General features: G+C 66.9%; 23 protein-coding genes and 1 tRNA gene. 13 read left to right on the top strand and 11 right to left on the bottom strand.

What is annotated here, in order from left to right:
• Positions 1–75: 75 nt before the first annotated feature.
• The 4 genes from O0J73_RS09225 to O0J73_RS09210 form a co-directional block, all read right to left on the bottom strand.
• On the bottom strand, positions 76–1,614 hold the full coding sequence (locus O0J73_RS09225) for a PH domain-containing protein (protein ID WP_308308549.1): 1,539 nt from the start codon (positions 1,612–1,614) through the stop codon (positions 76–78).
• Entirely contained in the window at positions 1,611–2,111 is a 501-nt protein-coding gene (locus O0J73_RS09220; RefSeq protein ID WP_049457916.1) for a PH domain-containing protein, read from the bottom strand. Before O0J73_RS09220 ends, O0J73_RS09225 begins: the two co-directional genes overlap by 4 nt.
• Positions 2,112–2,186: 75 nt before the next feature.
• Positions 2,187–3,320, bottom strand: a complete 1,134-nt coding sequence (gene ribA, locus O0J73_RS09215; RefSeq protein WP_308308548.1) for a GTP cyclohydrolase II RibA — start codon at positions 3,318–3,320, stop codon at positions 2,187–2,189.
• A gap of 83 nt (positions 3,321–3,403) precedes the next feature.
• A complete protein-coding gene (locus O0J73_RS09210; protein WP_006472320.1) occupies positions 3,404–4,324 on the bottom strand; it encodes a lauroyl acyltransferase in 921 nt (306 codons plus the stop codon).
• 62 nt (positions 4,325–4,386) lie between these two features.
• Between O0J73_RS09210 and dtd the strand changes: the two genes are divergently transcribed.
• The 6 genes from dtd to O0J73_RS09180 all read left to right on the top strand — a co-directional run bounded on the left by dtd (position 4,387) and on the right by O0J73_RS09180 (position 9,824).
• Positions 4,387–4,827, top strand: a complete 441-nt coding sequence (gene dtd / locus O0J73_RS09205) for a D-aminoacyl-tRNA deacylase (RefSeq protein WP_006472318.1) — start codon at positions 4,387–4,389, stop codon at positions 4,825–4,827.
• Positions 4,828–4,917: 90 nt separating this feature from the next.
• Complete coding sequence (gene rpoD, locus O0J73_RS09200) at positions 4,918–6,771, top strand: RNA polymerase sigma factor RpoD (RefSeq protein WP_053510180.1); 1,854 nt, start codon at positions 4,918–4,920, stop codon at positions 6,769–6,771.
• A gap of 292 nt (positions 6,772–7,063) precedes the next feature.
• Entirely contained in the window at positions 7,064–8,464 is a 1,401-nt protein-coding gene (gene yjjJ / locus O0J73_RS09195; protein ID WP_308308547.1) for a type II toxin-antitoxin system HipA family toxin YjjJ, read from the top strand.
• A gap of 185 nt (positions 8,465–8,649) precedes the next feature.
• Positions 8,650–8,961 carry a hypothetical protein gene (locus O0J73_RS09190; protein ID WP_053510178.1) on the top strand — a complete coding sequence of 104 codons (312 nt, stop codon included), beginning with the start codon at positions 8,650–8,652 and terminating at the stop codon, positions 8,959–8,961.
• 44 nt (positions 8,962–9,005) lie between these two features.
• Positions 9,006–9,081, top strand: a tRNA-Ile gene (locus O0J73_RS09185).
• A 221-nt stretch (positions 9,082–9,302) separates the two neighbouring features.
• Positions 9,303–9,824: an AAA family ATPase gene (locus tag O0J73_RS09180; protein WP_308308546.1), complete on the top strand. Its 522-nt coding sequence runs from the start codon at positions 9,303–9,305 to the stop codon at positions 9,822–9,824.
• A gap of 133 nt (positions 9,825–9,957) precedes the next feature.
• Here O0J73_RS09180 and O0J73_RS09175 read toward each other — a convergent pair whose 3' ends face one another.
• The 3 genes from O0J73_RS09175 to O0J73_RS09165 form a co-directional block, all read right to left on the bottom strand.
• Positions 9,958–10,431 (bottom strand): fasciclin domain-containing protein, encoded by a 474-nt coding sequence (locus O0J73_RS09175; RefSeq protein WP_308308550.1) that lies wholly within the window; start codon positions 10,429–10,431, stop codon positions 9,958–9,960.
• 265 nt (positions 10,432–10,696) lie between these two features.
• On the bottom strand, positions 10,697–10,948 hold the full coding sequence (locus O0J73_RS09170) for a hypothetical protein (RefSeq protein ID WP_006472189.1): 252 nt from the start codon (positions 10,946–10,948) through the stop codon (positions 10,697–10,699).
• A gap of 92 nt (positions 10,949–11,040) precedes the next feature.
• Positions 11,041–11,325: a hypothetical protein gene (locus tag O0J73_RS09165; protein WP_238581831.1), complete on the bottom strand. Its 285-nt coding sequence runs from the start codon at positions 11,323–11,325 to the stop codon at positions 11,041–11,043.
• 189 nt (positions 11,326–11,514) lie between these two features.
• Here O0J73_RS09165 and O0J73_RS09160 point away from each other — a divergent pair, with 189 nt between their 5' ends.
• A complete protein-coding gene (locus O0J73_RS09160; RefSeq protein WP_308308545.1) occupies positions 11,515–12,204 on the top strand; it encodes a hypothetical protein in 690 nt (229 codons plus the stop codon).
• A 22-nt stretch (positions 12,205–12,226) separates the two neighbouring features.
• On the opposite strand, the gene O0J73_RS09155 is transcribed toward O0J73_RS09160, so the two are convergent.
• Positions 12,227–12,619 (bottom strand): DoxX family protein, encoded by a 393-nt coding sequence (locus O0J73_RS09155; RefSeq protein WP_049457923.1) that lies wholly within the window; start codon positions 12,617–12,619, stop codon positions 12,227–12,229.
• A gap of 120 nt (positions 12,620–12,739) precedes the next feature.
• Here O0J73_RS09155 and O0J73_RS09150 point away from each other — a divergent pair, with 120 nt between their 5' ends.
• Positions 12,740–13,159, top strand: coding sequence for an H-NS histone family protein (locus O0J73_RS09150; RefSeq protein WP_008264957.1), 420 nt, complete (start codon positions 12,740–12,742; stop codon positions 13,157–13,159).
• 49 nt (positions 13,160–13,208) lie between these two features.
• Positions 13,209–13,616, top strand: coding sequence for a hypothetical protein (locus O0J73_RS09145; RefSeq protein ID WP_164242592.1), 408 nt, complete (start codon positions 13,209–13,211; stop codon positions 13,614–13,616).
• Between the two features lie 23 nt (positions 13,617–13,639).
• Here O0J73_RS09145 and O0J73_RS09140 read toward each other — a convergent pair whose 3' ends face one another.
• Positions 13,640–14,281, bottom strand: coding sequence for a glutathione S-transferase family protein (locus O0J73_RS09140; protein WP_308308544.1), 642 nt, complete (start codon positions 14,279–14,281; stop codon positions 13,640–13,642).
• A 473-nt stretch (positions 14,282–14,754) separates the two neighbouring features.
• On the opposite strand from O0J73_RS09140, the gene O0J73_RS09135 reads away from it, so the two are divergent.
• Positions 14,755–15,207 (top strand): PA2169 family four-helix-bundle protein, encoded by a 453-nt coding sequence (locus O0J73_RS09135; protein ID WP_008267995.1) that lies wholly within the window; start codon positions 14,755–14,757, stop codon positions 15,205–15,207.
• A 149-nt stretch (positions 15,208–15,356) separates the two neighbouring features.
• On the opposite strand, the gene O0J73_RS09130 is transcribed toward O0J73_RS09135, so the two are convergent.
• On the bottom strand, positions 15,357–18,716 hold the full coding sequence (locus O0J73_RS09130) for an autotransporter domain-containing protein (protein WP_308308543.1): 3,360 nt from the start codon (positions 18,714–18,716) through the stop codon (positions 15,357–15,359).
• Positions 18,717–18,904: 188 nt separating this feature from the next.
• Here O0J73_RS09130 and O0J73_RS09125 point away from each other — a divergent pair, with 188 nt between their 5' ends.
• Positions 18,905–19,105: a hypothetical protein gene (locus tag O0J73_RS09125; RefSeq protein WP_006472022.1), complete on the top strand. Its 201-nt coding sequence runs from the start codon at positions 18,905–18,907 to the stop codon at positions 19,103–19,105.
• A gap of 122 nt (positions 19,106–19,227) precedes the next feature.
• Positions 19,228–19,578: a VOC family protein gene (locus O0J73_RS09120; protein ID WP_308308542.1), complete on the top strand. Its 351-nt coding sequence runs from the start codon at positions 19,228–19,230 to the stop codon at positions 19,576–19,578.
• 15 nt (positions 19,579–19,593) lie between these two features.
• Here the strand turns inward: O0J73_RS09120 and O0J73_RS09115 are convergent, their stop codons facing one another.
• Positions 19,594–20,211 carry a TetR/AcrR family transcriptional regulator gene (locus O0J73_RS09115; protein ID WP_308308541.1) on the bottom strand — a complete coding sequence of 206 codons (618 nt, stop codon included), beginning with the start codon at positions 20,209–20,211 and terminating at the stop codon, positions 19,594–19,596.
• Positions 20,212–20,336: 125 nt separating this feature from the next.
• Between O0J73_RS09115 and O0J73_RS09110 the strand changes: the two genes are divergently transcribed.
• Positions 20,337–21,809: an MFS transporter gene (locus O0J73_RS09110; RefSeq protein WP_308308540.1), complete on the top strand. Its 1,473-nt coding sequence runs from the start codon at positions 20,337–20,339 to the stop codon at positions 21,807–21,809.
• The last annotated feature ends 2 nt before the right edge of the window (positions 21,810–21,811 follow it).

Below are 21,811 nucleotides of genomic sequence, written 5' to 3'. Positions count from 1 at the left end.
GTGGGGCGGGGGGGGGGGGCCATGGCCCGGGCATCTCTGTGATTGCCGGCCAACGGCCGGCACTATCTTCATGGCTCACCAGCGCAGCTTGCGCCGTGCCAGTGCCGCCGCCAGCTGTTCCATCACCCGTTGTGCCTGTTCGTGCGGCAGGTAATGCAGGGTCAGTGCCACATCACCGTGCGCACCGGCGGTATCCAGCTGCAGGCTGCTGGTGCCGAGCAGCTTGTCCAGCGGCGAGCGCTGCAGGCGCAGGCCCTGCACCTTGTCCAGCTCGGCCCAGCGCCACCAGCGCTTCCACCAGCCGCCGCGCACCGCCACGTAGTGATCGTCCAGGTACCAGCCCATGCGTGCCATCTGCCGACGCGCGATCAGCAGTGCCATCGGCATCCAGGCCAGCACCACCAGCCCCCATGATCCCCACCGCCAGTACGCGGCCGCCGCCAGCAACGGCGCCAGCAGCAGTGCACCCAGGCACAGCCGCCACCAACCGCGCTGCGGAATGGACTGCCACTGTGCCGGCGGCCATTGCAGCTGCGGCAGCAGGTGCTGCACCAGCTGCTCGCAACGCATGCGTGGAGCCAGCGGCGCCAGTTCGCGCAGGGCACGGTCCTCATCGCGCGAAGGCCCGCCGGCGGCGCTGTCGATGCGCAGCTGGCGCAGCCCGAACCAGCGATGCAGGGTGCTTTCGCGCAGGGTCCAGGCCTGGATGCGGCGACGCGCCACGCTGCTGCGGGTGCGGCTGAGCAGGCCGGCCGAGACGGTCAGGCGGCGCTCCTGCTCGCTGAGCGTGAAGCCGTGGTAGCGCAGCAGGGTCAGCACCACCGACAGCACGCGCAGCGCCAGCCAGCCCAGCAGGAGCGCAGTGCCCGCCAGAAGGAACGCGCCAGCCACGCCGGGATGCAGGTGGCTGGCGTAGCCGAACGCCTCGCGGCCACCGCGCTGGAGGGCGTCATCCATCACCGGCCGTGGCACGGTCTGGAACAGCACGCCGACGGCGGCGATCGCCAGCGCCCAGCCCCGGTTGGACAGCAGGCCCATGCGCACCACGTCCCCGCTGGACAGGCGCAGCAGCACGTGTTCATTGCCGGTGTCGGCGATGTCGGCCACCGCAATCGCTTCGCTGGCCTGCGACGCTTGCCCGCGCTGGCGCACCAGCCGCTCCAGGGCCAAGGCCTGGTCCAGCTTCAGCACCCGCATTTCCGCCTCCGGGCGCGCGCCACCGGCCGACTCCAGGCGCAGCTCGGCCACGCCGAACAGGCGGTGCAGCGGGTTCTGCCGCACTTCCACGTTGTGGATGCGGGCAAACGGGATCTCGCGACGGTTGCGCGCAAGCAGGCCGCTGCGCACGGTGATCGCATCGCTGCCGATGCGGTAGCGGTAGCTCAGGTACTGCAGCACCGACACCAGCACCAGGACAGCAATGGCCGACAACGGGATCAACTGCGCCCACATCGGATCGCGATCGCCGCGCTGGCCGAATACCAGCAGCGCGATCAGCGGCAGGAAGTAGTGGCGCAGCTGCATCAGCAGCACGAACAGCCACGACCATGGATGCAGGCGATGGTCTTCGCCGCCATCGGGCAGCGATGCGGGCAGGGGCGGCGGCAGGCTCACAGGGCGTCGGCGTCCTGGTCGAGCTGATGCGAAAGGGTGTCGCGCAGGCGTTCGGCGTCGGCCTCGTCCAGGCCGCTGACGGTCACCGCGCTCATGCGGGTGCCGGCGGTGTGCACGATCAGCGTGGCCAGGCCGGCGCGGCGCTCCAGCGGCCCCCGGCGCAGGTCCAGGTGCTGCACGCGCGAAATGGGAATGCGGGTTTCCAGCTGCCACATCAGGTCGCGGCGCAGGCCCAGGCCCTGTGCATCCAGCCGCCAGCGCGTGCGGACCAGCCGACGATGGCCCAGCCACGCACCGAAGGCGATGCCGATCAGCAAGCCGAGGGCTGCAGTCCACAGCCCGCCGGGCAGATCGAAGAACCACGCCGCCGCCGCCAGCGGCAGGCCCGGCACGAACAGGCCGCCGAAGGCGCCTTCCAGTGCAGCCAGGCGGGCCGCGCGTTGCGGTAGTACCTGCCAGTCGGAGGCGGGTGGTGCAGGAATCGAGGCGTCGGTCACGCGGGCTCCGTCAGGCAGCAGGGCGGGCGGTGGCGGCCGTGGCCGCACCGCGCAGACGGTAGCAGGTCGGCCGCGTTACTGGGCAGCCTGGATCAGCGCGTCCACGTCCAGCATGTGGCCCGCGCGGTCGGCCTTGGTGCGCAGGTAGTGCTCGTTCTCGGCGGTGATCTCGCCGGTGACCGGAATGCAGTCCAGCACCTCGATGCCGGCATTGCGCAGGCGCTGCGCCTTGGTCGGGTTGTTGCTGAGCAGGGCCACGCGCGCGATGCCCAGGCCGTGCAGCATCGCCACCGCGCTGCCGTAGCGACGCTCGTCGGCGCCGAAGCCCAGCTGTGCATCGGCATCGATGGTGTCCAGGCCATCGTGCTGGTAGCCGTAGGCACGCATCTTGGCCGCGATGCCGGTACCGCGGCCTTCCTGGTCCAGGTACAGCAGCACGCCGCCACCCAGTTCCTTCAGCTTGCGCAGGCCGCGCCGCAGCTGGTCGCCGCAGTCGCACTTGAGTGAACCGAACAGATCGCCGGTCAGGCACGAGGAATGCACGCGCACCGGGACCACCGCCGACAGGTCCGGTTCGCCGACGATGATCGCCACCTGGTCGCGCTGCGCCACGCCGCCGCGGAACACCGCGAAGGTGGTCATGCCAACGTCGCGCAGCGGCACCGGGGAGCGGGCCACCAGTTCGTAATCGTGGGCCGCATGGGCCGCGCCCTCGGCGAGGTCGCACAGGGCGACTTCGGCGGCACCGTCGAAGGTGGCGTCACCTGCGTCCAGGCGCACGGCCACCATTGCCGGCAGCAGCAGGCCCAGGCGGGCCAGTTCAACCGCGCCGGCATCGAAGGCGTCACCGGCGCTCCAGCCCTCCGGCATCGGGCCGGGCTCGCGCAGGTAGCCCAGCGAGGGCAGGGCATCGAAGGCGATGCCGGCCAGCGGCAGGCGTGCGCCTTCGGGGGCTTCCACGCCGAGCACGCGGGCGCGGGTGGCGGTAAGAAACAGGTAGTGGCGCTCGCGCGCGGCGCTGGCGAAGACGGCGAAGCTGCTGGCGGTGGCGCTGTCCAGCGCGATCACGGCCAGGCGTTGGCCCTGGCCATCGTGCAGCAGGACCGGGCGACCGGCGCGCAGTTCGGCCACCGCGCGTTCGCAGCGGATCGCGGCCGGATCGCCGAACAGGGAAGAAGCAGGCATGGCAGGACCGGGGGAGGCGGACATCGCAGTCTCTATGGGGGCGCCGGCGTCGTATTCAACGTGGTGCGGCCGCCGGTCGCAGGGACCGGTCGGGCTCAGTGGGGCCGCTAGTGGGGATGCTCTTCGGTGGCGTAGGGATCCTCCTCGCCGCTGCCCGCCGGTCGCAGCGTATAGCGCTTGTACGTCCACTGGTACTGCGCGGGGTCGCGGCGGGCGATGCGTTCGATACCGGCATTGAGCGCCGTGGCGGCCACCTGCGGGTCCGGGTCGGCCACCGCCGGATCGGTCGGTTCGATGTGCAGGGCGAATTCCATGTCCGGCCCGATGCGCTCACACCAGCCGTACAGCACGGTGGCACCGGTGCGCTCGGCCAGCCGGTTGACCAGGGTCATGGTCAGCGCCTGCACGCCGAAGAACGGCACGAACACACCGTCGCCGGCCTTGGGTTGCTGGTCGGGCAGGATGCCGGTGGCACCACCGTCCTTGAGCACCTTGAACAGCTGCCGCACGGCCGGGCCTTCGGCGCGCACCTGCTGCACGTTCTGGCCGCCGCGCACCAGCTGCAGGAAGGCGTCGCTGGCCTCGTCCTCCGGCGGCTTGTAGACGATGGCGATCTGCCCGCGCGAGGCCAGCCACTGGTTGAGCAGCTCCCAGTTGCCGAAGTGCGGCGCAGCCACGATCACGCCCTGGCCGCTGGCCAGCGCCGCGTCATACAGCGCTTCGCCATGGCGCTGCTTCAGGTGCAGGCGCAGGTTGTCGGCCGGCTTCTGGCTCCACAGGCGCAGGGTCTCAATGGCCTGCAGCGCGGTGGAGCGCAGCAGCTCGCGGTGCAGGCGGTCGCGCGCGGTGGCATCCAGTTCGGGGTAGGCCAGTTCCAGGTTGCGCCGGGTGACGCGGCTCTCACGGGCATTGAGACTGATCCACGCCCACGCCAGGGCGCGCGCGGCGCCCCGCAGCAGCGGCCAGGGCAGGCGGGCGAACAGGGTGGTGGCGCGGTAGACCAGCCGGGCTTTGCGTTGCGGATTCATCGGCGCCAGTTTAGCCAAGGGCGCTGCTATCGTGGCCGGCCCTGTTCATTCGGAAGCCCACGATGCTCGTCCTGATCCAACGTGTCAGCCAGGCCGCCGTGCATGTCGACGACGAAGCGGTCGGGCAGATCGGCCCCGGCCTGCTGGCGCTGGTCGGCATGGAGCCCGGCGATACCGAGGCCCAGCTGCAGCGGATGGCCGAGCGCCTGCTGGGCTACCGGGTGTTCGCCGATGAGGCCGGGAAGATGAACCGGTCGCTGCGTGATACCGGCGGCGGCCTGCTGCTGGTCAGCCAGTTCACCCTGGCCGCCGACACCCGCTCGGGCATGCGCCCGAGCTTCACCAGCGCGGCGCCGCCGGACGAGGCTGAACGCGGGTTCAACCGTTTTGTCGGGATCTGTCGTGAAAATCACGCGCCGGGGGTGGAAACGGGCCGATTTGGTGCCCATATGGTCGTCAGCCTGGTCAATGACGGTCCTGTGACCTTCCTTCTCAGGCCCTGAGCCTGCGGGACCACCGCCCGGCAGGCGGGGCCCCGGGCTGGTATAATGCTACGTTCCCTATTTCTCCCTAGCCGGTGGCGCGAGCACTACATGGCCAACGAACGTCCTGCCCAATCCGAAATCAAGCAACTGATCAGCAAGGGCCTGGAACAGGGCTACCTGACCTACGCCGAAGTCAATGACCATCTGCCGGACGACATGGTCGACCCGGAACAGATCGAAGACATCATCGGCATGATCAACGGCATGGGCATCGATGTCCATGAAGTTGCGCCGGATGTGGAAACCCTGCTTCTCAACGACGGCAACACCGGTAACCGCGAAGTCGATGACACCGCGGCCGAAGAAGCCGCCGCCGCGCTGAGCGCGCTCGACACCGAAGGTGGCCGTACCACCGACCCGGTGCGCATGTACATGCGCGAAATGGGCACCGTCGAGCTGCTGACCCGCGAAGGCGAAATCGCCATTGCCAAGCGCATCGAGGAAGGCCTTTCGCAGGTGCAGGCCGCCCTGGGCCAGTTCCCGGTGTCGGTCGAGTCGCTGCTGAACGACTATGAAGCCCACAAGGAAGGCAAGAAGCGCCTGGCCGAAGTGATTGTCGGCTTCAACGACCTTACGGACGAAGTGCCTGCGCCGGCCGCTGCCGCGTCCGACGACGGCGACGATGCCGACGCCGATGGTGACGAGGACGAGGACGATGATGTCGAGGGTGGCGAGGAAGAAGCCGCACCGACCGGTCCGGACCCGGAGGAAGTCGCCGCGCGCATGCAGGCGCTGAGCGATGCCTTCACTGCCTTCAAGAAGGCGGCGACCAAGGGCGACAAGAAGAACCTGCCGCGCCTGCGCGAAGAGATGTCGGCGGTGTTCGTCACCCTGAAGCTGCCGCTGCCGCTGACCGACGTGCTGACCAAGCAGCTGCGCGACACCATGGCCGACATCAAGTCGCATGAGCGCCGCGTGCTGAACCTGGCCACCGTTACCGCCCGCATGCCGCGCAAGGACTTCATCCGTTCCTGGGAAGGCAACCAGACCAACCTGGAATGGGTGGAAGATGCACTGAAGCGCAAGCAGAAGTGGTCTTCGGCACTGCGCGAAGTGAAGGACCAGATCATTGCCGAACAGCAGGCGACGATCGACATCGAGAAGCTGACCCAGCTGGACCTGGAAGAGCTGAAGGAAATCAGCCGTGCCATGGCCTACGGTGAAGCCAAGGCGCGCAAGGCCAAGAAGGAAATGGTCGAGGCCAACCTGCGCCTGGTGATCTCGATCGCCAAGAAGTACACCAACCGCGGCCTGCAGTTCCTCGACCTGATCCAGGAAGGCAACATCGGCCTGATGAAGGCCGTGGACAAGTTCGAGTACCGCCGCGGTTACAAGTTCTCGACCTACGCCACCTGGTGGATCCGCCAGGCGATCACCCGCTCGATTGCCGACCAGGCACGCACCATCCGTATTCCGGTGCACATGATCGAGACGATCAACAAGTTGAACCGCATTTCCCGCCAGATGCTCCAGCAGTACGGCCGCGAGGCCACGCCGGAGGAGCTGGCCAAGGAAATGGACATGCCGGAAGACAAGATCCGCAAGGTGATGAAGATCGCCAAGGAGCCGATCTCGATGGAAACCCCGATCGGCGACGACGAGGATTCCCATCTGGGCGACTTCATCGAGGACACCAATGTGGAGTCCCCGATCGAGAACACCACCAACATCAACCTGTCTGAAACCGTGCGCGACGTGCTGGCCGGCCTCACCCCGAGGGAAGCCAAGGTGCTGCGCATGCGCTTCGGCATCGACATGAACACCGACCACACGCTGGAAGAGGTCGGCAAGCAGTTCGACGTGACCCGCGAGCGCATCCGCCAGATCGAAGCGAAGGCCCTGCGCAAGCTGCGTCACCCGAGCCGCTCGGAGCAGCTGCGCAGCTTCCTGGATATCGATTGATAGCCAGGTAGTGCCGAGCCCATGCTCGGCAACTGCTTCAGTCAAGAAGAACCCCGCTTCGGCGGGGTTTTTCTTTGGGTGGGCAGGGCCACGCCCCGCGAAGGTAGCGCAGAGCCATGCTCGGCGGATTTTCTTAAGAATTCGTAATTTTTACGTAACACTATTTCTGATCAATACCGCTGCTGTCCTCTTGAAAACCTTTGAAAAACAGCAGCTTTGATACTGACTCCAGCTTGCAGTCCGCATTTTTTTGCGATAAATACGTAACACTATTCGTCTCCAAGGCCCGTCCATGGCCCGCCGCGCACTCCTGCAGCCCCAGGACCTGATCGCCCAGCTGCCCCCCGGCCAGCCACAACCGGCGGCCGCGCTGGCCGAGCGCCTGGGCGTAAATCGCATGACCCTCAGCCGCCTGGTCGCGGCCAGCGGCGATCAGGTCGTGCGGCTGGGGCAGACGCGTGCCACCGCCTACGCCCTGCGCCAGCCTTCGCGCGTGGGCAGCGAATGGCCGCTGTACCGCCTGCGCGAGGACGCCACGCTGGAAGAGCTGGGCCGGCTGATCGCGCTCAGTGGCGACACCTTCCACCTGGACGCCAGCCGCGCGCGGCCCAACCTGTTGCGCACACCGGAGGGCGACATTGCCGCGTTCTTCCCGGGCCTGCCGTGGTACCTCGATGACCTGCGTCCGCAGGGCTTCCTCGGCCGCAGCTTCGCGCATGGCCGTGCGCGCGGCCTGGGTCTGTCCGCGGACCTGACGCGCTGGCAGCGCGACGACGTGCTGGTGGCGCTGGTGCATGGTGGCGGAACCGAGACCGGCGACCTGCTGCTGGGCGGTGAGGCCGTACAGGCGGCCTTGGCGGCGCTGGATGCACCGCCCGATCGGGTGGCTGCGCGCGACCGCCCGCAGCAGTACCCGCAACGGGCTCGTGCCGCATTGGCCGGCGAGGACGTGGGTTCGTCGCCTGGCGGCGAGCAGCCCAAGTTCACCGCCACCGTGGAAAGCGACGGCGGGCGCCGCGCGGTGATCGTGAAGTTCGCCCAGCCCGATGGCGGGGAGGCCGCACAGCGCTGGGCCGACCTGCTGGTGTGCGAACACCTCGCGCTGGAAATCCTGCGCGCCGCCGGCGTGGACGCAGCGAGCAGCGAGTTGCTGCAGACACCCACGCATACCTTCCTGGAAGTGACGCGCTTCGACCGCAGCGCCGATGTGCTGGGGCGGCGAGGTTTTGTTTCGCTGCTGTCGCTTTCGGCTGCGTTTACGGGTGAGGCGACTGCGGAGTGGCCGCGCGCGGGTGCGCTGCTGCAGGCGGCGGGTTGGCTGTCTGCCGAAACCGTGCAGGTCATGGCGCGGCTGCATGCGTTTGGGCGGTTGATCGGTAACGGCGACATGCATCAGGGCAACATCGGTTTCCACTTCGTGGACCGTGGTCCGCTGCCATTGGCGCCGGCCTACGACATGTTGCCGATGTCGTTGGCGCCTTCGCGGCTGGGCGTGCTGCGGCAGGATGCGCCGTTGGACGCGGTTGCACCGCGTGAGAGCGGCGAGCTTGAACATCTGCGCTGGGCGGCGCCGCTGGCGAGCGAGTTCTGGGAGCGCGTTGCGGGGGATGCGCGGGTGGGGTCGGATGGATTACGCGCGCTGGCGCGGGGGAATGTCGAGGGCGTGAGGGCAATGGGGGCGCGGTTTGGGTGATTTCGCGCTGTGTCGCATCTGCCGTTTGAATTCTCCCCCGCGACAGCCTCACGCTGGCCGGGCAGATGCTCAACACATCGCGTAGGCGGGCCGGATCTTCACCGGCACCGATGCAGACAGGCAGCAGGCCATGCACACCACGTGCTGCCTGCTGCACGGATCCCCTATGCATCTGGAGTTACGCCATGAATGTTGTCAAGCACGAAATACCTGATCCCCTGCAAGCCGACTTCCCGCCGCTGCTGGATTGGGAGGAAGTAGAGCAGGACGAGCGCGAGGATCGGCTGGGTTTCGCCCGTCGCACGACGCAGGCGCTTCTGACGCGGTCTGGTGCGCAACTGGTTGAGGGTTTTGGTGGTTGCAACCAGCCCGGGCTGGAAGGGGCCAGAAGGACGGTTGCGTTGTACCAGGCGCATCTTCGGCAGATGCAGCACTTCGCGGAGATTGCGGAAGTGCGGCTGGAGCGGGTGGCCAAGGCGCTGGCGGTTGACGTCTGAGTAGCCGGGCAGGGGCGCGCTCCACTACACTGTGGCGCTGCGCAGGGCCTATAGCTCAACGGTTAGAGCAGGGGACTCATAATCCCTTGGTTCCAGGTTCGAATCCTGGTGGGCCCACCACAAGAATGGCACTTGGGTTCCGCTCAAGTGCTTTTTTTGTGCCCCCGGGCAGAATTCACGTGGGGCAGGGGCGCGTGATTGCCAGCGGTGCAGGTGAGCCTGATCGTCTGGGTCACGGGTGTCCACGGCCATCCCCGCAGCTCCGTTATCACCTCCGAAACAGCGATTGGTCTCCGATGGCTGGTCTGTCTCTGAATGCCATGAAGGATGGCTCAACCACGATGGCAACGATTCACCTGGTCGAAGGACCCGTAGGTGCGGGTAAATCCACGTTTGTCGCCGAGTTGCGAAGTTTGCATACGGCCGCAGGATTCATCCTGGACGCGTGGTTCGTCCGGCTGTACAGCCCGGACCGTCCCGCCGCCAACCTGATGGAATGGTATGCGGCAAGGAAGGCACGCTGCCTGGATCAGATATGGGTCACAGCCAGCGAAGTGCTCGATACGGGGCGCGACGTTGTGCTTGAGCTGGGTCTGGTGGAGAGAGCCAGTCGCGAGAATTTCTACGCGAAGGTCAGGGAGGCAGGCTACGGTCTGGCCGTGTATCTGCTGGATGCCCCACGTGAGGTTCGACGCGATCGCGTCCGCCAGCGCAATCGGGAGAAGGGCGCAACGTTTTCCATGGACGTGCCGGATGCCTTCTTTGAGTTGGCGAGCGATCATTGGGAGCCGATGGGCCAAACCGAATGTGAGCTCTATGACGTTCAGGTAATCAGCTGGAATCCCGGGTCTGCTTCCGACTGACGAGGGCGATCAAGGGTGCTGGACGCATGAGGTAGCGCGTCATCCGCTTCGCAGCCGTGATTCCGGTTCAAGGGAGGCGACGGCGGCAGCCGCTGTGCGACTGCCGCGCTTATGCTCCACCCGCCGGTCGCCGTTACTTCGGCATCAACACGGTGTCGATCACGTGAATCACGCCATTGGACTGGCCGACATCGGCAATGCTGATTCCCGCCTTGCCACCCTTGGCATCAATGACCCATAGCTTGCCGTCATGCAGCGCGACGGTAAGCGACTCACCTTCAACGGTCTTCAGCATGGCCTTGCCGCCGTGCTTCCTGGCATCGGCCATCAGTTGCGCGGAACTGTAGTTGCCCGGCACCACGTGGTAGGTCAGGATCTTGGTCAACTGCGCCTTGTTTTCAGGCTTTACCAGCGTATCGACCGTGCCTGCGGGCAACTTGCTGAAGGCTGCATTGGTGGGTGCGAAAACGGTGAAGGGGCCCGCACCATTGAGGGTATCGACCAGCCCGGCTGCCTTGACCGCGGCGACCAGGGTGGTGTGGTCCTTGGAGTTGATGGCGTTCTGGACAATGGTCTTGCTGGGATACATCTCCGCTCCGCCCACCATCACGGTGTTGGCGGCGAAGCTCAGTGAAGTTGCTGAAACGAGTACGGCGAAGCTTACGGTGGCGGCTATCCGCTGAAGAGCTTTCACGGCGCGTTCCTCTATGGGAGGCCCGCAAGGCGCGGGCATCCTACATGCGCGGGGGCGCGGTGCTTGGATGCAGGCAGATGCATCTGGGTGCTTCTTCGCCCGAGGTGGCGACGCGCTGTAAAAGCCGGGTGAACGCCTGCGCCTGACGGTGCGCTACGCGATACGAACCGCGTGCCACTCAGCGGCGCGGATGACGGATGTCGGACGGGCTGCTTGAAAGGCGCGCGTTGCTGATGGCCTGGCGGACGCCACAGTTACGGCAGGCCAGCACGGTTCCCCCGGCGACATGTTCCATCTCATCTTCGCCCCACACGCTCGTAGCGCCGCAGGCCGTGCACGTCGCTACGATCTGCAGTGCCCGTGCCAGAGTGCCATGCTCTCCGGCTTTGTACGTCAGGTTGGTGATCTGAAACAGTCCGGTATGACTCATGGGAAGGCCGGCAAATATCGGTTGACTGCAGGCTAGCGCCGAACAGGTATCGGCAGCGTGGGTGCGATGTTGATGGAAGGTCCAAGCGCCGGCTATTCGCCGTTGCGTCGATTGAGCTCTTCGAGCCGTGCCCGGCTGACGGACTGGTGATTGCCACAGGTTGGGCAACTGAGGGCCGCTGCTCCATCAAGATCGACCAGCCCATGATTGGGAATCGCCCTGAACTGCCAGGAGCACTTGATGCAGGCGCAATCGATTCGAGTGACCTGCAGGAGTGTGCCGTCCGCGCGCGTCACTCCCTCGACGCTGGTTACGTAGAACTGTCCGATGTCACGCATGAAGATGAACGAGCGCCCTGACTTGAATGGGGCGCTCATCATGCTGCTTTGCCGGTCGCATGGCACGAAGGGCGCTTGATCAAATTCTGAAGAATTAAGAATGCATGCCTCGTTGGGGCTTGCTTCCAATGATGGAGTGTGGGCCTCTGCTCGCCAGAGCTCGTCGGAGCATCCTCCGGAAGAGTGGCATGATGCGGCTTCCGCCGATCCGTCCGACCAGGAGCCCGCATGAAGCGCAGTGCCTGCACGTTCGTCGTTCTGACCACCCTCGCCGCCGTGCCTGCCGCGGCTGAAGAGTCTTCCGATTCACCCAGGCGCCCTTCGGTTGAAACCCTGCAGCGTTTGATCGTGGACAAGGCACCGCAGACACGCGTGGAAACGCCGGACCACGAACGCATCACCGCGCGGCGGATCGATATCGTCGACGACACCGGCGTGATCCGCATGACGTTGTCCGGCAGGACACCGGCGCCGATCATCGATGGCCTGCAGTACAAACGCGCGTTCAACGTGGCCGGGATGGTGCTGTACGACGACAAGGGCAGCGAGCGCGGTGGCTTCGGCACCGCCGATGTCGACGGCGGGATGGCGGTGCTGGCGCTGGATCATCCGGCGATGGACGCGATCGGGTGGCGGGTATCACCGGACGGCGGAGTGAGCTTCTCGATCAACCAGGCGCCGAAGCTGATCCGTGAACCTGCATTGGGCAACAAGCTGATTCCCGGCGTGCAGGCACCCACGCGCATCGGCCTGGTGGTTGGCGCTGATGGCACGCCGGCCATTGCCCTGAACGACAGGTCAGACCGCACGCGCCTACGCCTGACGGTCACCGCCGAAGGCTACGGTGCAATCGAGTTCCTCGATGCGCAGGGCAAGGTGATCCACACGCTGGCACCCGAGGCGGAGCTCCGCCGCTAGCGCGCAGGCGGCGGATCAGCGCCTAGCCGCGCCGCCCACGCCCATCAATGCTGTAACGCCCGGCACCGGTACAGGCCAGCAGCAGGAATCCACCGGCCAGCCCCAGGTTCTTCAGGAACATGATCTGCTGGGTCGGGTCGGCGACGTTGTGGTGGAAGATGAAAGCGGTCACCAGGCTGAAACCCGCCAGCACCACCGACACCAGGCGGGTCTGGAAGCCGAGCAGGATGCAGAGCCCGCTGCCGATCTCGAAGACGATGGTCGGCCACAGCAGGATGCCCGGCACGCCCATCGCTTCCATGTAGCCCTGGGTGGCACCGGGGTCGCCGAGCTTGCCGATGCCGGAAACCAGGAACAGCGCCATCAGCAGCAGGCGTGCAAGCAGGTAGGCGAGCGAATGCGATGAGGTGCTCACGTCGATGTCCTCGGAGATGGCGTGCGAAGGCGATCGGAGCCCAGCGGCGGTGAAGCCTGTGTGTATGCCCGGGCATCAGGATGCCTTGACAGCCGCCGCGGCGCGGTAGACCTTTCCCGCATGACGATTGATATTGAATCGCTCAGCCTTCGCGAGCTGGGCGCCCTGGTGGTTGCCGCTGAACAGCGGAAACAGCTGATTTCCAACCGCCGCCCGGCCAGTGCGGTACGCCGCCTGCTGAAGGCCGCAGCGGCCGAAGCGGGGTATACCCTGGAGGAGCTGTTCGGCGGAGAGGCCATCGAAGAGGCCGCCCCGCGCCGGAAGCCGGCACGGCGCAGGACCGGAAAAGTGGCGGCCAAGTACCGCGACCCGGAGTACAAGCGGCTCACCTGGTCCGGCCGTGGTCGCATGCCGCGCTGGCTGGCCGCCAAGGTCCAGAAGGGCCACAAGGTCACCGACTTCCTGATTCCGGGCCTGGCCAAGCCGACGGCGCGCAAGAGCAGCCCGATCGGCAAGCGCACGGTCTTCAAGAAGGATTGACCCGGTGGCGCTGCTACCCTGCCCGGGTCTTTGAACGAAGGAGCAGGCAATGGCATACAGCGGCAGCATGACGATCACGCCGAAGTGGCTGTACCTTGCCGCAGGCCTGTCGGTGCTGGTCAGCCTGCTGGCCTGGTCCGTGGAATGGAGCGGGCTGGCCTACGTCTGCCCCTACTGCCGCGTGCAGCGCACGGTGATTGGCGTGCTGGGGCTGTTGATGCTGTTCGCGCGGCCGGGCGGCCTCATCGTGCCCTGGCTTGCGTACACCTCAGGCGGCTTCGCGTTCGTGGTGGCCGCCATGCAGCACTTCAACGGCTGGAAGCGCATCTCCGCCGGAGAGTTCAGCTTCAACGCGCAGTGGTACATCGATCCGTGGCTGTTGTCCGGGTGCGCGATGCTGATCCTGGTGGCACAGCTGATGCTGGTACAGGCCGCCTGCCGGCCCAGGCCGCGCTGAGTGTTTCCACGCCGGGCGCGGAACTACCCGTTCTGGAACACCGCCCGCTGCGCGGCGAACGCGCGCTGGTAGGCGGGTCGCTGCGTTGCCCGGTCCACGTAGCCGCTCACCTGCGGGAATTCATCGAGCAGGCCGCTGCTCTTCAGCCGCAGCAGCACCGCCACCATCATCAGGTCGCCCGCGCTGAATCCGCCGTCCAGCCAGGCGGAATCACCCAGCGCTGCGGACAACTGCGCCAGCCGCGTCCGCACCCGCTCATCGAGCATCGGTAGCCGCTGCGCATACCAGGGCTGCTCGCGCTCCAGTACCCAGGCCATCGAGCGTTCAACAATCGGCGGCTCCACCGTGTTCAGCGCGGCGAACAGCCACATGATCGCGCGCATGCGCGCATCCGGAGTGCCCGGCAACAAGCCCGGGTACTGTTCGGCCAGGTGCAGGACGATGGCGCCCGATTCGAACAGGACCTGGCCGCCGTCCTGCCAGGTGGGAATCTGCCCAAATGGATTTCTTGCGAGGTGGGCGGGCTGCTTCATCTCCGCAAAAGTCAGCAGCTGCACGTCGTAGGCCACGCCCAGCTCTTCCAGCGCCCAGCGCACGCGCATGTCGCGGGCCAGGCCCTGCCCGCGGTCGGGGGAGGTGGCGAAGGCAGTGAGGATGGGACACATCGGGAGGCTCCTGCAGGCCGACGGGCCTGGCTTCCAGTGTTCCGACGAACGACAGCGCCTGGAATCGACATACGCTCCGGCGCGTGCACGTCGCATGCACGTGCCCTCTACGCGGGCACTGATTCAGATCCATCACGCTGGCGGGGTCATCCGCAGAAACAGGTGTGCATCCATGAATACCCCAGGAAAACCGAAGCCCAGCTGGCGCCAGCGAAACGTGCTGATGGCAGCGCTTGCCGCGGTGCTGGTCATCGTTCTGGTCATTCTTTTCATCCCCTGGTGAAGCAGGCGCGGACACGTCCGCGTGAACGCAACACCACCGTGGCGTGAAGCGGTCAGTGCGGGTTGGGCGAGGTGATGCATGCATCAATCAATGCTCACCCACGAAGCACATGACCCTGTCCACAGTGGTCCCGCAGGCAGCACTCACCGCTGCCTCTCTCCCACGGAATCGACCACACAGGAGCAATGACATGAGCACCCAGTCCACCATCGAACATCGCCTCAACGACCTGATCGAGATCGCCCGTGATGGCAAGTCCTTCTATGAAGAAGCCGCGACCAAGGTGAAGGATGCCGAGCTGTCGGCACTGTTCACCCGCATTGCCGGCGTCAAGGGCCGCATCGTTGCGGCACTGAGCGGCTCGGTCGCTGCCAGCGGTGGCAAGCCGGCCGAGCACGGTACTGTCGTCGGCTCGATGCAGCAGTTCTACGGCAAGGTGCGCGCTGCCTTCGGTGATACCAACTACGGCTACGTGGCCGAGCTGGAAGAATCCGAAGATCGCCTGCTCGGCGCGTTCAAGGACGTGCTGAAGGAGAACGATCTGCCGCCGGCCGTGCGCCAGGAAGTGACCCAGCTGCTGCCGGACGTGCAGGAATGCCACAACGTCATGCGCGCGCGCAAGCACGCGATGAAGGCAGCCTGACGCTTGAAGGCGGCCTTCTCCGCGGTGCCGCCGCGGCCGGGGCAGTGTTCTGCCCCGGCCACCTTTGTCCAGGGAACGCGCATAAAAAAGGGGCGGCCGCGAGGCCGCCCCAACCCGTCAAGAGAGCACGTGACTAACCGGGCACGTGACTAGAAGCGGATCGACCAGCGGGCATTGGCACCGTGATCGCGGCTTTCGCTGCCGAACTGGCCGCTGTAGCCCAGCTCCAGCTGCTGCCGCGGGGTCAGCCAGGCCGACAGGCCCAGTTCGGCCACGACCGCATTGTCGGCAATCGGTGCACCCTCGACCGCGAACGTCGTGGTGCTGTTGGCGAAGGCGAGGTTGGCCACCTGGCTGCGGTCACCCGAGGCGCGGCGATAGCCCACGCCACCGCGCAGGTGCAGCCAGCTGTCCTGCTGGAACGATGCCTTCAGGCCCTTGTCGAAGCGCACGCCGGCGGTGGCGACCGTGGTGCCGGTGTCGTCCACCTTGCCGTGCAGTGCCGCTGAACCGCCGCGCTCGTCGATCTGCTTGAGGTCCACTTCCACGCGTGCGACCTGCAGGTACGGCTCCAGGCCACCCTCGGCGCCGCCGAAGCGGTAGCCTGCTTCGATGAAGGCTTGGCGGGTGTGTGCGTTGTAGCGCGCGCTCAGGCTGTCACTGAAACCGGCAAAGGCCACGTCGCGGTTGCTCTTCACTTCGTTGCGGCTCCATGCGACGCCGCCACGCAGGCCGAAACCGCCCCAGTTGTGGCTGGCGTAGGCACCGAAGTGGGTGTTGTCGATCTTCGACCGGGCGCGACGCTCCTGCTGCTTCACGTCGGTGCGGCCAGTACCGGCCAATACGCCGATCTGCCAGCCGCCGAACTCGCGGTCGACGCCGACCAGCACGCCGTTGCTGTTGGTGTCGGTGCGCGCGGTGTTGGAATTGCCATCCAGCTTGCCGTTGCCGCCGATGGCCTGCACCCATGCACCGGTGGCGTCGCCCGGCTCCGCACCGGGTGCCGCCGCGCCGGCGCGGCGCGACAGCGCGGCATCACGGACATGGCGGCTGCCTTCGACCAGGGCCAGCGCGGTGGCAGCGTGCAGTTCGCCACCGATGCCGTCCAGCACGCCGCCCACCTGCTGCGGGAACAGCTGGGTGAGCGGCTTGGGCAGGCCCTGGTTGATCGCCAGCACGTCGGCGGCCGCGGCGACCGCGCGTTGGTTCGGCGTGCTGGCCGCGCTGGCCAGCAGCGCGCCGCGTGCGACGTCGATGCGGGCGCCGTTGGCACCGTAGGCCAGGCTGAACTGCAGGAACGGCGAGAACGCGCTGAAGTCGGTCCTGGCGAACTGGCCGCTGACGCCGCCGTCGGCGCGGATGAAGTTGAACTGCTCGCCGAGGTAGTAGGTGCCCGGTTCCGGCAATGCCACCAGGGTGCCGCCGAGGGTCGCGGTGCCGGTCACGTGCAGCTGGTCGCTGCGCCCGCCCGGGGCCAGTTCGGCGGCAAACACGCCGCTGGCGCCCTGCACGTAATTGCCGTTGATGGTGAGCGTGCCGATGGAGTTGCCGGGGGCGATGGTGCCATCGACGCGGGTGCTGCCCAGCGTGCCGACGCCCTTCAGCACGCCGTTGGCGCCGACCGTGGTGGTGCCACCGGTCTGCGTGCCGTTGAAGGACACCACGCCGCCGTCGACCGTCAGGTTGCTGTTCTTCAGCACGCCGCTGGCGCTGACCGTGCTGACGCCGCCGTGGGTGGTGAGCGCGGTGGAGACCAGGCTGCCGTTGAGCAGGAACTGGCCACCCTGCACGTCGACCGCCGAGGTGAGCGCGTTGCTGCCGTTCAACTCCAGCGTGCCCTCGCGCAGTACAGCACCGTTGAAGGTGTTGTCGCCGCTCAGGCGCAGCCAGCCGATGCCGGACTTGGTCAGCTTGCCGGGGCCGCCGATGGCGTTGGTCCAGTCATCCCATGCATCGCCTTCCCACACCTTCAGGCCACCGGCCTTCTGGTTCATCACCACGTTGGTATCCACCCGCAGGGATCCATAGCCTTCGATCGCCTTGCGCAGGTCGACCATGCCCCAGCCGTAGATGGGGTCGATGCCTGCCGCCCCCAGATCGCGCGCGGTGGTCAGCAGCACATCGCGTACCTGGGCGTTGTCCAGGTACGGGAAGCGCTCCATCAACAGGCCGAGGGCGCCGGTGATGTGCGGTGCGGCCATCGACGTGCCGGTCTTGGTGCCGTAGGTGTACTGGGTGTTCTCGCTGTCGATGATCAGCCGCACGTACGCCGAGGTGTTCTCGATGCGGCCCTTGATTTCGCCGGACACGATGGTGCTGAGGATGTCGGTGCCCGGGGCGGAGATGCACCAGTTGGCGGCGACACCGCAGATGCTGGAGCTGCCGTCGATCACGTAGTCGGTTTCGCCGGCGGCGGCATTGGGCCGGCGCACATTGGCCACTGCCAGCCAGTAGGGTTCGATTTCCGGCTTCCAGCGCGGCATCGACGCGGTGATGCCGGCCACCGCACCACTGCCGTTGCCGGCCGACCAGACCTGGATCAGCGTGGAGCCCGGCTTGTCGCCGCTGCCGGCATAGATGCTGCCGTACACGTCGTAGCCATCACCGATCGCCGCATACTGCGCGTCCAGCGCGGCGGCGGTCATGTTGCGGGTGGAGATGCCCCAGCTGTGGTTGATGGCACGCACGCCCTGCGCCTGGATCTGCGCATACATGTCCAGCGTGGCGGCATCATCCGGATCGGTGCGGTACAGCGCACGCGGGCGATAGAAATTGTCAGGGTCCAGGCGCCACTCGTAATAGGTATCACCGAAGACGCGGGCGGCGGTCAGGTTCGAACCGAAGGCCACGCCGTGCATGCCCTTGCCGTCACGGTTGGCACCGATGGTGCCCAGCACGTGGGTGCCATGGTCGGCGTAGCTGAAGCCATAGGGCTGGCCCGCGGCGATCAGCCGTGCGGCCAGCGCGGCGGGAACACCGGGGCCGAGGCCGTAGTAGTTGTAGCCCGGCTGCTCGCCACGGGTCTGGCCGCATGCGCCGGCACCGGCCACCACGCCGGGCGTGGCGCAGTCCGCACCGATGGTGATGCTGGAGGTGTTGCGCCCGGCAAATTCGGGGTGCGCCAGTGCCGAGCCTGAATCGAACAGGGCCAGGCGCACGCCCTGGCCGGTCAGGCCGCGCGCGTAGGCGTAGTCGGCGCCCATCGCAGCCAGTCCCCAATCGGCGTTGAATTCATCGCTGCGCCAGCTGGCTGCATCGCCGGGTTTGCCGAGCAGGGCGGTGTTTCCCGTCGCAGGCGCGGTGGCGGTGGGCGCCGTGGAAGCCGACGCCACATCGGCGGCGGGCCGTGCCCACGCGGCCTGCAGCTGGCGTTGATGCTGCCAGGCATCGAGTGATTCGCTGGCCATGGCCGGCAAGGTGGTGGCCAGCAGCAGCGAGCTGGCAACAGCAAGTGCCAGCGGGCGATGCGGGAGGGAGCGGGACGAACGGCCGTACAGCGGGTGATTCATCGGACAACTTCCTTGGTTGACGGACAACAACGCCGTTAACGCCAAGGCAGGCCGATGCCCCCCAGTCGCGTGAAGGAAATTTTATGAACTGGTTAAGGATTCGTGACGCGGGTGTTCACCTCGCCTCCCGGTGGCCCGGCTACGGTGGGCCGGCCTGGGCTCACCAGGCTTATCAGGGAGTGATGACGATGCGTGCATTGAAGAAGATGGTCGCCGGTGCGGTGTTCGCGCTGGCCTGCACCGGTTCGGTGGCAGTGGCAGGGCCGGTCGAGCCCTGCGACAAGCCGTGCTGGCGGGCCTATCAGATGTGCCTGGCCAGCGGTGTGGATGCCGGTGAGTGCCAGCAGGCCTACAACACCTGCGTGGTGGACCTGTGCATGGGCGTGTGAGTCGCGCCTTCTAAGCTCTGTGCCGTCTGGAGCCCCGTCATCGACGGGGCTCTTCTGTTGCAGGAGGTGACGCTGGCATCGATGCGGTACTCTCGATGCGTCTTCCGGGAGAGGGAAATGCCATGGCTGTCAGGCGCGTCGTTGCCAACATCGCCACGCCCGATCCGCAACGCGCCGCTGCGTTCTACGGCGACCTGCTCGGCATGCCGGTGGTGATGGACCACGGTTGGATCGTCACCCACGGCGGGCAGGGCAGTGCCTTGGCGCAGGTGAGTTTTGCCAGTGAAGGCGGCTCCGGCACCGCAGTGCCGGACCTGTCGATCGAGGTGGACAATCTGCAGGAGGTGCTGGAGCGCTTGCGCGCGGCCGGCATCGCGCTGGAGTACGGCCCGGCCGATGAACCCTGGGGCGTGCGCCGCTTCTTCGTGCGCGATCCGTTCGGAAGGCTGTTGAACATCCTCGCCCATTGCTGAGCGGAGGGGTGCGGGTCAGCGACGCGTCGCGGCCGGCGCTACGCCGACCATGCGCAGGCAGTCGCCCACCACGGCGGCAATGAAGGCGTCGGCGTCCTGCGCGGGTGCGGCGATCAGGTCATCGGTGGCGCCGTGCACGCCGGCATAGATCAGCGAGGCGGTGACCTGCGGCGACGGCAACTGCCACAGGCCGGCGGTCATTCCCGTTTCAAGAATCGACAGCAGCTGCTGCTGGATCGCGTTGCGTTCGGCATTGCCACGCTGGTGATGATGGTGATGGGCGAAGACCACATCGTGCACGGCGTGCGTGCGCACGTAGATCTCGATGTTGGCGCGGATCCAGGCGCGCAGGCGTGCCACGCCATCAGCGGCGGGGTGCTGCTGCACGGCCTGGTCGACGTCCTCGATGAAGTGCCGGGTGTAGCGCTGCGCCAATGCCTGCAGGATCTCGCTGCGCGAGGCGAAGTAGGTATAGAAGGTGCCCTTGGCCACGTCGGCTGCGGCCACGATGTCACTGACGGTGGTGGCCTCCACGCCCTGGGACAGAAACAGCGCCTGAGCGGCGTCCATCAGTTCTTCCTGGCGGGTTTCGGCGGGCTTGGTGCGAGGCCTGGCGGCAGCGGGGGTCTGCATCGTGGCTGGGTCCGGGTGTGTCGGCGGCCATTCTAGCCCTGCCACGGGAGTGACTGACCGCCGGTCATTGACCGACGGTCAGTCAGTGGCTAGGATGCGGGCACATCCTCCCCTGGGATCCGAACATGCAACGCTTGCGACGACCGGCCCTGGTGCTGGCGGCCTACCTCGGCACCTTCCTCGCCTCACTGGACATCAGCATCGTCAACGTCGCCCTGCCGACCCTGCAGCAGGCGCTGGACACCGACATGGCCGGCCTGCAGTGGGTGATCAATGCGTATGCCATCGCGTTGTCGGCCCTGATGCTGTCAGCGGGCCCGCTCGGGGATCGCTATGGGCATCGGCGGATGTGGCTGCTCAGCGTCGCCACTTTCACCCTGGGGTCGTTGCTGTGCGCCTGCGCCGGCAACCTGCAGACGCTGGTGGCCGGCCGTGTGGTGCAGGGCATCGCCGGTGCGCTGCTGATTCCCAGCGCCATGCCGATCCTCAGCCATGCGTTCCCCGATCCGCGCCAGCGTGCGCGCGCGATCGGGGGCTGGTCGGCATTCAGTGCGCTGGCCCTGGTACTCGGCCCGCTGTTGGGCGGCGTGCTGGTGCAGCGCGCCGGCTGGCCCAGCATCTTCCTGATCAACCTGCCGCTGGGCCTGCTTGCCCTCGTGCTCGGCGCGTGGGGTATCCCGGAGCGGCGGCATCCACACCATGCAGCGCTGGACCCGGTGGGGCAGCTGCTCAGCGTCGTTGCACTGGGTGCGCTGAGCTATGGCCTGATCGCGATCGGCGAGCAGGGCCTGCTGGCGCCGGCAACGCTGTCGGCGCTGGGCATCGCCGGTGCCGGGCTGGTGTTGTTCGGCCTGGTCGAATGCCGGGTGGCACGCCCGCTGCTGCCGCTGGACCTGTTTGCCGATCGCCGTTTCGGCATGCTCAACCTGGCTTCGTTCGTACTGGGATTCACCGCCTATGCGAGCCTGTTTTTCCTGTCCCTGTTCTTCCAGCAGGCGCAGGGGCTCAGCGCAGCCTCGGCAGGCTCGCAGCTGGTGCCGCAGTTCCTGTTGATGGGCGTCGTCTCGTTGTTGTTCGGTCGCCTGGTGGTACGCGTGGGGCTGCACACCGCGCTGGTCTGCGGTTATGTGCTGGTCGCCGTGGCGCTGTGCGCGATGGCCACGTTGCAGCCCGCGACGTCGCCCGGGCAGGCCAGTGCCTTGCTGATGCTGCTGGGCATCGGCATGGGGCTGGCAGTACCCGCCACCGGCATGGCGGTCATGGCCCAGGTACCGGCTGAGCGCGCGGGCATCGCGTCAGCAACCATGAATGCATTGCGCCAGGCGGGCATGAGCCTGGGTATCGCGCTGCTGGGCAGCCTGATGGGCCTGCGCGCGGTACGCCAGTTTGCCGCGTCCGCACTGGCCGCCGGGCAGCCAGGGCTGGCCGCCCATGCGCGCGGGCTGATCCTGCACCCGGGCTCGTCGTATTCCACACCCCAGGTGGTGGCGTGGTACCGCAGTGCGATGGCCAGTGGCTTCGGGTGGGCGATGGCGGTGGCAGGCGTGCTCGCCCTGCTTGCGGCCATCGGCCTGCGCCGACTTCGCCTTGCGCGCTGACC

Source organism: Stenotrophomonas sp. Sm6012 (assembly GCF_030985895.1).
Lineage (GTDB): Bacteria > Pseudomonadota > Gammaproteobacteria > Xanthomonadales > Xanthomonadaceae > Stenotrophomonas > Stenotrophomonas forensis.
Note: the sequence above shows the minus strand (reverse complement) of the source record. Positions and strands in the feature narration are given on the sequence as shown.